Consider the following 12016-nt stretch of genomic DNA (forward strand, 5'->3'; position numbering starts at 1 on the left):
CAGGATAGTAGGCAAGGATCGACGCGATGCAATCGGCTGTGCCGTTCCGAAAGGTCACGATTCGCGCATTTGCCGAAACAGTTTGCAATGTTACGGCTTGGAGATGACCCCGCTGATCCCGAACCTCCGCGCCCGCCGCCTGTTCCTGCACCGCCATGCGCTGGCCGAGCCGCCCCGGGGTCCCGCCTCGGGCCAGGCGCTGCACGACCTGATCGCGCGGATCGGGTTCGTCCAGGTGGACAGCATCAACACCGTCGCGCGGGCCCATGACATGATCCTGTGGTCGCGCCGGCAGTCCTATCGCCCTGCCGCGCTGAAGCGTCTGCTGGAACGGGACCGGAGCCTCTGGGAGCACTGGACGCATGACGCCTCGATCCTGCCGGTGGCCTTGCACGGGGTCTGGCAGCATCGCTTCCGGCGCGATGCGGTGCGGCTGGAGGCGAACTGGAAGCGGTGGTTCCGCGAGGGGTATGAGGCGCAATTCGACAGCATTCTCAATCGGATAGCCAGAGATGGTCCGGTCGGCACGGCCGATGTCGGCGAGGGGGAAGAACGCGGCAAGGGTGGCTGGTGGGACTGGCATCCCTCGAAGACCGCGCTGGAATGGCTGTGGCGGACGGGCCGGCTGGCAGTCACCCGTCGCGAGGGGTTCGCCAAGATCTACGACCTGACCGAACGGGTGATCCCCGAGCCGCATCGCTCCCCCGTCCCGGCCGAGACGGTGACGGACTGGGCCTGCCGCTCGGCGCTGCGGCATCTGGGCTTCGGCACCAGCGGAGAGATCGCGGCCTACTGGAACGCGGTCGGGCCGGAGGCCGCGAAGGACTGGTGCCGTGCGGCGCTCGGCCAGGGCGAGATCGTCGCGGCCGAGGTCGAAGGCGCCGGGGGCCAGCGGCACAAGGTCTTCATTTTCGCGGAGATTCTGGAGGAAGATCCGCCCGAACCCACCCCCCGCCTGCGCATCCTGTCGCCCTTCGACCCAGCGCTTCGCGACCGCGACCGGGCCGAGTTCCTGTTCGGCTTCCACTACCGGATCGAGGTCTTCGTGCCCGAGCCGAAGCGGGTTTATGGCTATTATGTCTTTCCGGTCCTGGAGGGCGACCGGCTGGTCGGGCGGATCGACGTGAAGGCCTTCCGCGATGTTGGTAGCCTGCGGGTCAAGGCCTTCTGGCCCGAGGTCGGGGTGAAGCTGACCAAGGGCCGCCGGGCGAAGCTGGAGGGAGAGCTGGACCGGCTGGCGGTTTTCGCGGGCTGCGACAGGGTCGAGTTCGCGGATGGATGGGAGAGGGAGACCTTGATGCGGTCAAGCCTTTGAGAACGCTGTGTTAAATCAGGACATTTCGAACAGGTTAACGGTCTGGCATCCGTCTGGCATGCGTCGGCTTTCCGTCCCGACGCGAAGCGGGCAGATGCGGGATTTACCATGCCGGGCGAATCGGCTGTGCGCCGCTTGGCAGACGACATCGCGCGCGGCTAGACTTTGCCGATCAGCGCGTTGCGGACCCCGGAAGATTGACAGACGACACGATCCTCTACCTCGCCCTTCTTGCTGCGGCCCTTGCGGCAACGTTTCTGGTCCTGTGGCTGCGACGCCCCACGGGCGAGCGGTCGCAAGGCGGGCCGGAAGCCTGGGTCCTGATCGACGGGTCGAACGTCATGCATTGGCGCGAGAACGCACCAGACCTTGGCGTGGTGCAGGAGGTGGTGCGCACGGTGGCCGGCCAGGGCTTCGTGCCGGGCGTCGTCTTCGACGCGAACGCGGGCTGGAAGCTGTTCGGCCGCTACCTGCATGACGGCGAGTTCGCACGCCTTCTGGGTCTGGAGGAGCGGCAGGTCCTGGTGGTGGCCAAGGGCACGCAGGCCGACCCGTTCCTGTTGCAGACGGCGCGCGAGTTCGACGCAAGGATCGTGACCAACGACCGGTTCCGCGATTGGGCCGAGGCCCATCCCGAGGTGCAGGAGCCCGGGTTCCTGATCCGGGGCGGTGTCCGGGAGGGCAAGGTCTGGTTGCAGGGGTGGACGGCGAAGGAAGCCGCGCCGTGACAGCGTCTACCAGATGACGTCGATGATCCGACCATCGGAATGCTGACAGACTCCGACCCCGCCAGAGGTGGTGAAGCCGGAGGAATCCGCGTATCTCATCTGGCAGTTCAGTGAACTTCCCTTGTTGCCGAGGAGCACGGCAACGAAGCGATTTGTCGTCGATGATCCGAAGATTGCTGCGGTCATCCCGTCGCCAAATGCCGTCCCGACGCCAGACGAAGAACCATCCATCACGGCCTTTCCGACAAAGGTTTCACCTCCGATCGTTGCCATGTACTTGTCCGAGTCCATGCCCTGTTCGTAGGTGAACTTGACGCGCTCGCCTGTCCCGCGCACTTGGCCGGTCATTTCACCGGCACAGCCCGCCAGCAGCGTGGCCCCGCAAATCAAGACAGACAAATTCCGCATCAGTCGCTCCACAAGAATTGAACGCAGGCAGTCAATCCGATCGCGACTGAAGTGACAAGGTATGGACTGCCGGCCTGCCTACTCGGGCGCCTCCCACCCGTCGATCACCGCGACCGCCTCTTCCGCCGTCTCGACCATGGCGAAAAGCGACAGGTCCTCGGGGCTGATGACCCCGGCATCGGCCAGTTGCTGCCAGTTCACCACGCTTTCCCACCAGTCGCGGCCGAACAGGAGGAAGGGGACCGACTTCATGCGGCCGGTCTGGATCAGGGTCAGGCTTTCGAACATCTCGTCCATCGTGCCGAAGCCGCCGGGAAAGACCACGACGGCCTTCGCCCGCATCAGGAAATGCATCTTGCGGATGGCGAAGTAGTGGAAGTTGAACGACAGGTCGGGCGTCACGAAACCGTTCGGGGCCTGTTCGTGCGGCAGGACGATGTTCAGCCCGATCGACTGTCCCCCGGCCTCGTCCGCGCCGCGGTTGCCGGCCTCCATCACGCCGGGGCCGCCGCCGGTGCAGATCACCCATTCGCGGCCATAGCTGGCAAGGCTCCGTTCCGTCATCAGCCGGGCAAAGCGGCGCGCCTCGGAGTAGTAATGCGACAGGCTCGCCAGCACCGGGGTCGCCGCCCGGTCGCGGTGTTCCGGCGCGGGAATGCGGGCGCCGCCGAACATGACCACGGTCGATTCGATCCCGCGTTCGTCCATCACCATCTGCGGCTTCAGAAGCTCCAGCTGAAGCCGCACCGGGCGCAGTTCGTCGCGCAGCATGAAGTCGCGGTCGAGGAAGGCCAGCCGGTAGGCCGGCGCACGGGTCTGCGGCGTCTCGGGGATGCGGCGGACGGCGGCGGCGTCCTCGATCGAATCGCGGAACTGGTGGCTGCGGTGGTCTTCGGTCATCAACTCGCTCGGATTGCGTGGCACTGGTGCAAGGCTTATAGGGTCGGCTGGCCCGTGACCAACCGAAAAGGGAATTTCGCATGACCCATGCCGAGCTTGAAGTCGCCATCGAAGCCGCCTGGGAGGCACGGGAGACCATCAGCCCGGCCACGCGGGGCGAGATGCGCAATGCCATCGAGGCGACGCTGGCCGCGCTGGACGCCGGCACGCTGCGCGTGGCGGAAAAGCGCGGGCAGGACTGGCATGTGAACCAGTGGGCGAAGAAGGCGGTGCTCCTGGGCTTCCGTCTGCGCGACATGGCGCAGCAGTCGGGCGGGCCGCAGGGCGGGTCCTGGTGGGACAAGGTGGATTCGAAATTCGCCGGCTGGGGCGACAGCGAATGGCGCGCGGCGGGGTTCCGTGCCGTGCCGAACTGCGTGGTGCGCCGGTCGGCCTTCATCGCCAAGGGCGCGGTGCTGATGCCCTGCTTCGTCAACCTGGGCGCCTATGTCGATGAGGGCACCATGGTCGATACCTGGGCCACGGTCGGCAGCTGCGCCCAGATCGGCAAGAACGTGCACCTGTCGGGCGGGGTCGGCATCGGCGGGGTGCTGGAGCCGATGCAGGCGGGCCCGACGATCATCGAGGACAACTGCTTCATCGGCGCGCGGTCCGAGGTGGTGGAGGGCTGCATTGTCCGCGAGGGGTCGGTCCTGGGGATGGGCGTGTTCATCGGGAAATCGACGAAGATCGTGGACCGCGAGACCGGCGAGGTGATGTATGGCGAGGTGCCGGCGGGATCGGTGGTCGTTGCCGGGTCGATGCCGTCGAAGGGGGGCGTGAACCTCTACTGCGCTGTGATCGTGAAGAAGGTCGATGCGCAGACGCGCGCCAAGACCAGCATCAACGAACTTCTGAGGGACTGAGGATGCGCGGGATCGGGGCGGTCTTTCTTCTGGCGGTGTCGGCGGGTGCGGTGGCGGCCGGGCCGTTCGACGGGGTGTACCGGCCCGATGGCGCGGACAGTTGGGACTGCCGGACCGTGGGTTCCGATGGGGGCGCCCTGATGATCCGGGACGGTCAGTTCCACGGGGTCGAGAGCCTGTGCCGGCTGACCAATCCGGTCGAGGTGCGGGGGATGTCGGCGGTGCTGTATGATGCCGAGTGCGACGGCGAGGGCGAAAGCTACAGCTACCGGATGATGCTGATGCGGGTGCCGGAGGGGTTGGCGATGGTCCAGGACGGCCATGTCAGCCTGCTGGAGCGCTGCGAATGAGCGATGCACCCGGAGACGCCGGCAAGCCGAAGCGCCCGCAGCAGGTCTATTCGCTGATCGTCCAGGTCGGCCGCAAGGAGGGCGACGGGCTGCCTCCGCGCGCCACGGGGGCGGCGCTTCTGTGCTATGCGAGCGGCGTGGACGAGGCCGAGGCGGTGCGCGAGACGGTGGCGATCCTGAAGGAGGCCGACATGGCGCCGCTGGAGGTGCAGGGGCTGGGCAACCTGGACGAGCGGACCAGGGCCGGGGAAGAGATCGACGACGAGGAGCGTTTCCTGATGGAGCGCGCGCTGAAGGAGAACTCGGTCATCGTGGCCGAGGTCACGCCTTTCTTCGACTGAGGCCCGGGGCGTCGCCTTGCGGTTGCAGGACCGGGGGCAAGCGGATAGGGATGCCTTCCGATCCCGCACCTGTGGACCTGACCATGACTTTCGCGCCTCTCGACCCCGTGGACCTGACCGCAAGGCTGATCCGCTGTCCCTCGGTGACCCCCGAGGACGGCGGGGCCATCGGGCTTCTGGCCGAGGTGCTGGGCGCGGCGGGGTTCAGCTGCACGCGGGTGGACCGGGGAGGCATCGCCAACCTCTACGCGCGCTGGGGCAAGCAGGGCGCGAACCGGGCCTTCGGGTTCAACGGGCATACCGATGTGGTGCCGGTGGGGGATGCGGCGGCCTGGACGCATGATCCGTTCGGGGCCGAGGTGAAGGACGGGGTCATGTACGGCCGGGGCGCCTGCGACATGAAGTCGGGCGTTGCGGCCTTTGTCGCGGCGGCGGTGGATTTCGTGCGCGAGACGCCCCCCGACGGCGCGGTGATCCTGGCGATCACCGGCGACGAGGAGGGCGAGGGCAAGGACGGGACGGTGGCGATCCTGGACTGGATGGCCTTCAACGGCGAGCGGATGACGCATTGCCTGGTGGGCGAGCCGACCTGTCCGAACCAGATGGGCGAGATGATGAAGATCGGCCGGCGCGGCAGCCTGACGGCGAAGATCACCGTCACCGGGGTGCAGGGCCATTCCGCCTATCCGCACCGGGCGAAGAACCCGCTGTCGGCGCTGGTGAAACTGCTGGCGAAGCTCGACGCCGAACCGCTGGACCGGGGGACGCAGCATTTCGACCCCTCGACACTGGCGATCACCACGATCGACTGCGGCAACCCGGCCTCGAACGTGATCCCGGCGCAAGCGACGGCCACGGTCAACATCCGGTTCAACGACACCCATTCCGGCGACACGCTGTCGGCCTGGCTGCGGCACGAGGCCGAGGCGGTGGCCGAGGCGACGGGCTGCGAGATCGGGCTGAAGATCGGCGTTTCGGGCGAGGCCTTCCTGACGCCGCCGGGCGAGCTGTCGGCTCTGGTGGCGCGCGCTGTCGAGGCCGAGACGGGGCGGAAGCCGGTGGCCTCGACCAGCGGCGGCACGTCGGATGCGCGCTTCGTCAAGGACCATTGCCCGGTGATCGAGTTCGGGCTGGTCGGCAAGACCATGCACCAGGTGGACGAGCGGGTGGAGATCGCGCATATCCACCAGCTTAAGGCGATCTACGGTCGGATCCTGCGGGAGTATTTCGCGTGACGCGGACCGGCAGCTTCAGGATCGAGGTCACGCAGGACATCCCGACCTGCCAGGCCTTGCGCCGGGTGGTCTTCATCGAGGAACAGGGCGTCAGCGAGGCGGACGAACTGGACGGGCTGGATGGGCGGGCGATCCACCTGCTGGCCTGGGAGGGCGCCTGTCCCGCCGGAACGGCGCGGATCCTGGTCAAGGGGTCGGAAGGCAAGATCGGCCGGGTCTGTGTCCTGCCGGAGATGCGGGGCACGGGCCTGGGCGCGGCGCTGATCGGCGCGGCGCTGGAGGTGCTGCGCAAGCAGCCGGGGGTGACGGAGGCCTGTCTGGGCGCGCAGTCGCACGCGACCGGCTTTTACGAGAAGCTGGGGTTCGTGGCCGAGGGCGAGGAGTTCCTGGACGCAGGCATCCCGCACCGCCACATGCGCCGCGCCCTCTGACCGGCGGTCACCGGGCGGAGCGCCTTGCGGCGCGAGCCTTTCCTCTCGTCGTCGGCCTGCGCCTCCTCCTCGGGCGCCGGGGGTTTTCCACCCCCGGACCCCCGGAGAGTATTTCGCAAGGGGCAAGGGACTGGGCGGGATAGTCTTGGGCGGGGCGGCGTGCTAGGTCAGAGGCATGAAGACTTTGCCCTCAAAGGAAGCGATCCGGCAGTGGATCCAGGACAACCCCGGCCTTTCGGCCAAGCGCGACATTGCCAAGGCCTTCGGCATCAAGGGCGATGGCAGGATCGAGCTGAAGCGCCTGTTGCGCGAGCTGGAAAGCGAGGGGGCGGTGGAGAAGAGCGTCCGCCGGTTCCGCGAGCCGGGGGTGTTGCCGCCCGTGGCCGTCTTGCAGGTTCTGGCGCCCGATGCGCAGGGGGACCTTTACGCGCAGCCGCTGGAAGAGGGGGTGGAGGCAGGGTTGCGCATCCTGGTGATTCCGAAGAAGGGCGACCCGGCGCTGGCGGCGGGGGACCGCATCCTGGCGCGGCTTTCGATGGTTGACCTGGATGATTGCGCCTATGAGGCCCGGCTGATCCGGCGGCTGGGGTCCAACCCGAGGAAGGTGCTGGGCGTGTTCCGCCTGGGGTCGCAGGGCGGGCGCATAGTGCCCATCGAGAAGGGCGACGACAAGGAATGGCGCGTCTCGCCCGACATGACGATGGGCGCGAAGGACGGCGAGCTGGTCGAGGCCGAGGCAGTGGGCGGTCGCAGGCTGGGGCTGCCCGCGGCGCAGGTCGTGGCGCGGCTGGGCGATCCGGCGGGGCCACGGGCAGCCAGCCTGATCGCCATCCACCAGCATGGCATCCCGGACGTGTTCCCCGATGCCGTGATCGCCGAGGCCGACCGGGCCGAGCCCGTGGGGTTGGCGGGACGCGAGGACCTGCGCGACCTGCCCCTGGTGACCATCGACCCGGTCGATGCGCGGGATCGTGACGACGCGGTCTATGCGGAGGCGGACAAGGACCCCGGCAATATCGGCGGCTTCGTCATCTGGGTCGCGATCGCCGACGTGGCGCATTACGTCACGCCCGGTTCGGCGCTGGACCGCGAGGCGAGGAAGCGGGGCAACTCCACCTATTTCCCCGACCGGGTGGTGCCGATGCTGCCGGACATCCTGTCGGGCGACCTCTGTTCCCTGCACGAGGGTGTGGACCGCGCCTGCATTGCGGTGCGGATGGTGATCGACGCCGGGGGGCACAAGCGGAGCCATCGCTTCGTGCGCGGAATGATGCGGTCGGTGGCTTCCCTGCATTATGCGCAGGTGCAGGCGGCGGTGGATGGGGCGCCCGACGAGAAGACTGCACCCCTTGTGGAGACGGTCCTGAAGCCGCTCTATGCTGCCTATGCCGCGCTGAAACGGGCGCGCGAGGTGCGGCAGCCGCTCGACCTGGAGCTGCCGGAGCGGAAGATCGAGCTGGACGACGCGGGTCGCGTGGTTTCGGTCACCTTCAAGGAGCGGCTCGAGGCGCACAGGCTGATCGAGGAGATGATGATCCTCGCCAACGTGGCCGCGGCGGAGGAGCTGATCCGGCTGAAGCATCCGCTTCTCTTTCGGGTGCACGAGGAACCCTCGTCGCTGAAGCTGGAGGGTCTGCGCGAGGTGGCGGAAGGCGCGGGGATGACTTTGGCCAAGGGTCAGGTCTTGCAGACCCGGCACCTGAACCAGCTGCTTGCCCAGGCGCAGGGGACGGAGTTCGACGAGCTCATCAACCTGTCCACCCTGCGGTCGATGACGCAGGCCTACTATCACCCGGAGAACTTCGGGCATTTCGGGCTGGCCCTGCGCAACTATGCCCATTTCACCAGCCCGATCCGGCGTTATTCCGACCTGATCGTGCACCGCGCGCTGATCTCGGCGCATGGCTGGGGGAAGGATGGCTTGTCGGCCTGGGACATGGAGAACCTGGAGGAGACGGGCAAGCTGATCTCGGAGGCCGAGCGGCGCAGCATGGCGGCGGAGCGGGACACGACCGACCGCTATCTGGCGGCCTACCTCGCAGACAGGGTGGGGGCAGAGTTCGCGGGTCGCATCTCGGGGGTGCAGCGGTTCGGGGTCTTTGTCCGGCTGGACGAGACGGGGGCGGACGGGTTGATCCCGGTGCGGGCGCTGGGGCGGGAGTATTTCCACTATGACGAAGGCAGCCAGACGCTGATGGGGTCGGAGACGGGCCTGACGCTGGGGATCGGGCAGAAGGTCATGGTGCGGCTGGCCGAGGCGGTGCCGGTGACGGGCGGGCTGATCCTGGACCTGTTGTCGGTGGAGGGGGCGACGGTTCGCCCGCCGCGGCGGGCGGGGGGGAAGTATCGCCCCCGCAAGCCCGCACAGGCGGCGGCGAAGCGGCGGGTGGTGCGGAAGCGGCGATGAGGGGCGGAGCGAAACTTTTCGAAAAGTTTTGTAAAATCCTTCGAAGGATTTTGGGCGCGCTGGTGGTGGGCGTCACGCCCGGTCTGGTGGCGGCGCAGACGATCCTGCCCGATCCGGTGGCGGGGGTGGAGGATGTGATGGGGTCTCAGGCGGGGCTGGATGCCTGGTTGCGGGATTTCCGGGCGCGGGCGCTGGAGGCGGGCGTCTCGGCGGCGACCTTCGACGCCGCTATGCGCGGGGTGGAGTTCAGCCCGAAGGTGGTGGAGCGCGACCGGAACCAGAACGAGTTCACCAAGACGATCTGGGATTACCTGGATACCGCCGTCTCCGAGGACCGGGTGGCGCTGGGGTTGAAGGCCATCGAAAAGAACCGGGCCCTTCTGGAGCGGATCGAGGCGGAGTTCGGGGTCGAGAAGGAAGTCGTCGCGGCGGTCTGGGGGCTGGAGAGCGCCTATGGCACCTATCGGGGCGATCTGCCGGTGCTGGGGTCGCTGGCGACGCTGGCCTACGAGGGGCGGCGCGGGGCCTTCTTCGAGGCGGAGCTGATCGCGGCGTTGAAGATCGTCGCGGGCGGGCATGTCGAGCGGTTCACCGGGTCATGGGCGGGGGCGTCGGGTCACACGCAGTTCATGCCGTCGAGCTGGGAGAGGTTCGCGGTCGATTTCGACGGGGACGGGAAGAAGAACCTCTGGGGCGATGACCCGGCGGATGCGCTGGCGTCCACGGCGAACTACCTGCGGCACTGGGGCTGGACAAAGGGGCAGCCCTGGGGGGTGGAGGTGCGCCTGCCGGAGGGGTTCGACTATGACCAGACCACCGAGCGGGTGGTGAAGCCGGTTGCGGACTGGCAGGCGATGGGGATCAGGACAGTGTTCGGGGCCGACCTGCCCGACCACGGGCCGGGGTCGATCCTGTTGCCCGGCGGGCACCGGGGGGCGGCTTTCCTGATCTGGCCGAATTTCCAGGTGATCGAGCACTATAACACGGCGGATGCCTATGTGGTGGCGATCGGGTCGCTGTCGGACCGGCTGAAAGGCGGTCCGGCGATCCAGTCGGGCTGGCCGCGCGAGTTGCGGGCGCTGACGCTGGAGGAGCGGATGGAGTTGCAGGACCGGCTGGGCCGCGCCGGGTTCGATCCGGGGGGCGTGGACGGGCGCATGGGGCCGAAGACCGTGGCGGCCGTCAAGGCGTTCCAGAAGGCGCGAAGCATGGTGCCGGACGGGTATCCGAGCCTGGAGGTGCTGGAGGCGCTGCGGTAGCTGTCCACGGTGGACATTTCCGGTTCATCCAGTCTTTTCAGTATCTTGATCGTGGACGTCAGGGATTTCTTAACCACTGGCGCGGCCCCGGTCGGCGGCCTGTTTCCATGCCTGCCGGAGGACCACGGCGACCGCGTGGCCGGCGGTTTCCCCGACCTGTTCGGGTCGGCGCGGAGTTGGGAGTTTTCCACCCCCAAACCCCCGAGAGTATTTGGAAAAGGGCAAATGTGATGGTCAGGCGGGCCTGCGCAGGCGGACCATGAAGAAACCGTCCATTCCCCCTTGTTCCGCCCAGAGGTCCGGGCGGAGACGAAGGCCGCCTTCCGGGGTCCACCTGGCCGGGTCGAGTCCGTCAAGCGCGGGGCATTCCACGGCGAGGTCCGGGTGGCGGGAGAGGGCGGCGGTCAGTTGGGCCTCGCCTTCCTCGGGCAGGAGCGAGCAGGTGGAGAACACCAGCCGCCCGCCGGGAGTCAGCCAGCCAAGGGCGCGGTCGAGGAGCCGGGCTTGCAGGGCGGTGAGGGAAGGAAGCTCGGAGCCGTCCTTGACGAAGGGCAGGTCGGGGTGGCGGCGAATGGTACCGGTGGCTGAACAGGGGGCGTCGAGGAGGATGGCGTCGAAGGGGGCTTCAGGTTGCCAGTGGAGCGCGTCGGCAGTGACGAGGGTAGCGGCGAGGCCGGTGCGGGAGAGATTGGCCTGCACGCGGGCCATCCGGGGGGCGGAGATGTCGAGGGCGGTGACCTCGGCCCCTGCGGCAGCGAGTTGCAGCGTCTTGCCGCCCGGCGCGGCGCAGAGGTCGAGGATGCGTTCGCAAGGTCGGGGTTGCAGGAGTTGCACCGGCAACGCGGCGGCGGCGTCCTGCACCCACCAGCCGCCTTCCGCATAGCCCGGCAGGTTGGAGAGCTGGCCGGGGGCGCGGAGGCGCAAGCTGCCGGTGGGAAGAAGCTCTCCGTCCGGATGGGGGAAGCCCGGACGCAGGGTGAGGTCGAGCGGCGGTTCCTGGGCGTGGACGGCCTCGATGGCGGAGACGATGTCGCGCCCGTAGGTGTGGACGAGGGGTTGGCGGAGCCAGCGCGGCAGTTTCTGCACCGGAAGCACGACGGGATCGGGCAGCGCCCGCAGCACCGCGTTGACGAGGCCGGCGAGATGCGCGGTGCGCCTGCCGCCCCGCCGCGTGATCTCGACCGCGGCATTGACGACGCCGTGCGCGGGGGCACCCTGGGAACGCTCTGCGACGGCGAGGCGCAGGGTGTTGCGCACGCTCAGCGGCGGGGCCCTGCGCAGGTGCCGGTCCAGCAGCCGGTCGGCGCTTTCCAGGTGGCGCAGCGTGGTCTCGGCCAGTCGCAGCGCACGGGCGCGGTCGGCGGGGGCAAGATGGTCGCCCGAGAATTCCGACAGCATCCGGCCCTCGCCGACCACGCCGTCGAGAATTGCGACTGCGGTGGCGCGCGCCGCGATGCCTTCGGCCATGACCGTCCCCTTGCTGGTTCGGGATGCGGGTTATATCACGAAGGGAGGCCAGACAAGGAAGGGTCGAGGATGGAAGGGTCGGACAGGAACGGCGATCTGCCGCCCGCAGCCCGGCGGGCGCTGGCCGAGGCCGAGGCGCGCCGCAAGGCTGCCGCGGCGCAGGCGCCGCTGCCGAAGGAGCTGGGCGGTCGGGACGGGCCCGAGCCGGTGCGCTATGGCGACTGGGAGAAGAAGGGAATCGCGGTCGATTTCTGAGGCCCGGCCGCGGTC

13 protein-coding genes are annotated in these 12016 nt (G+C 68.3%); 10 read left to right on the forward strand and 3 right to left on the reverse strand.

Going from position 1 to position 12016, the window contains the following annotated elements; translation table 11 throughout:
• Positions 1-103: 103 nt before the first annotated feature.
• Together ACK4IU_RS00185 and ACK4IU_RS00190 are read left to right on the forward strand one after the other, a co-directional pair.
• On the forward strand, positions 104-1315 hold the full coding sequence (locus tag ACK4IU_RS00185) for a winged helix-turn-helix domain-containing protein (RefSeq protein WP_409730473.1): 1212 nt from the start codon (positions 104-106) through the stop codon (positions 1313-1315).
• Positions 1316-1512: 197 nt separating this feature from the next.
• Positions 1513-2043: an NYN domain-containing protein gene (locus ACK4IU_RS00190; RefSeq protein WP_409730475.1), complete on the forward strand. Its 531-nt coding sequence runs from the start codon at positions 1513-1515 to the stop codon at positions 2041-2043.
• 6 nt (positions 2044-2049) lie between these two features.
• Here the strand turns inward: ACK4IU_RS00190 and ACK4IU_RS00195 are convergent, their stop codons facing one another.
• On the reverse strand, positions 2050-2451 hold the full coding sequence (locus ACK4IU_RS00195) for a hypothetical protein (protein WP_409730477.1): 402 nt from the start codon (positions 2449-2451) through the stop codon (positions 2050-2052).
• A 78-nt stretch (positions 2452-2529) separates the two neighbouring features.
• The gene (locus ACK4IU_RS00200; protein ID WP_409730479.1) at positions 2530-3351 is read right to left on the reverse strand and encodes an LOG family protein; all 822 of its coding nucleotides are present in this window, start codon (positions 3349-3351) and stop codon (positions 2530-2532) included.
• A gap of 80 nt (positions 3352-3431) precedes the next feature.
• Between ACK4IU_RS00200 and dapD the strand changes: the two genes are divergently transcribed.
• The 7 genes from dapD (at position 3432) to ACK4IU_RS00235 (ending at position 10279) form a co-directional block, all read left to right on the forward strand.
• Positions 3432-4256: a 2,3,4,5-tetrahydropyridine-2,6-dicarboxylate N-succinyltransferase gene (gene dapD, locus ACK4IU_RS00205; protein ID WP_409730481.1), complete on the forward strand. Its 825-nt coding sequence runs from the start codon at positions 3432-3434 to the stop codon at positions 4254-4256.
• A gap of 2 nt (positions 4257-4258) precedes the next feature.
• A complete protein-coding gene (locus ACK4IU_RS00210; RefSeq protein WP_409730483.1) occupies positions 4259-4606 on the forward strand; it encodes a hypothetical protein in 348 nt (115 codons plus the stop codon).
• Positions 4603-4947, forward strand: a complete 345-nt coding sequence (locus ACK4IU_RS00215) for a hypothetical protein (RefSeq protein WP_409730485.1) — start codon at positions 4603-4605, stop codon at positions 4945-4947. The genes ACK4IU_RS00210 and ACK4IU_RS00215 overlap by 4 nt, the downstream gene beginning before the upstream one ends.
• 83 nt (positions 4948-5030) lie before the next feature.
• A complete protein-coding gene (gene dapE / locus ACK4IU_RS00220) occupies positions 5031-6182 on the forward strand; it encodes a succinyl-diaminopimelate desuccinylase (protein WP_409730487.1) in 1152 nt (383 codons plus the stop codon).
• Positions 6179-6613 carry a GNAT family N-acetyltransferase gene (locus ACK4IU_RS00225; protein WP_409730488.1) on the forward strand — a complete coding sequence of 145 codons (435 nt, stop codon included), beginning with the start codon at positions 6179-6181 and terminating at the stop codon, positions 6611-6613. The genes dapE and ACK4IU_RS00225 overlap by 4 nt, the downstream gene beginning before the upstream one ends.
• Positions 6614-6788: 175 nt before the next feature.
• On the forward strand, positions 6789-9020 hold the full coding sequence (rnr, locus tag ACK4IU_RS00230) for a ribonuclease R (protein WP_409730490.1): 2232 nt from the start codon (positions 6789-6791) through the stop codon (positions 9018-9020).
• A gap of 50 nt (positions 9021-9070) precedes the next feature.
• Positions 9071-10279: a lytic murein transglycosylase gene (locus ACK4IU_RS00235; protein ID WP_409730492.1), complete on the forward strand. Its 1209-nt coding sequence runs from the start codon at positions 9071-9073 to the stop codon at positions 10277-10279.
• 234 nt (positions 10280-10513) lie between these two features.
• On the opposite strand, the gene ACK4IU_RS00240 is transcribed toward ACK4IU_RS00235, so the two are convergent.
• Complete coding sequence (locus ACK4IU_RS00240; RefSeq protein WP_409730494.1) at positions 10514-11746, reverse strand: RsmB/NOP family class I SAM-dependent RNA methyltransferase; 1233 nt, start codon at positions 11744-11746, stop codon at positions 10514-10516.
• Between the two features lie 69 nt (positions 11747-11815).
• On the opposite strand from ACK4IU_RS00240, the gene ACK4IU_RS00245 reads away from it, so the two are divergent.
• Positions 11816-12001 carry a DUF1674 domain-containing protein gene (locus tag ACK4IU_RS00245; RefSeq protein WP_409730496.1) on the forward strand — a complete coding sequence of 62 codons (186 nt, stop codon included), beginning with the start codon at positions 11816-11818 and terminating at the stop codon, positions 11999-12001.
• The last annotated feature ends 15 nt before the right edge of the window (positions 12002-12016 follow it).

This window comes from Tabrizicola flagellatus, assembly GCF_046295235.1.
Taxonomy (GTDB): Bacteria; Pseudomonadota; Alphaproteobacteria; order Rhodobacterales; family Rhodobacteraceae; genus Tabrizicola; species Tabrizicola flagellata_A.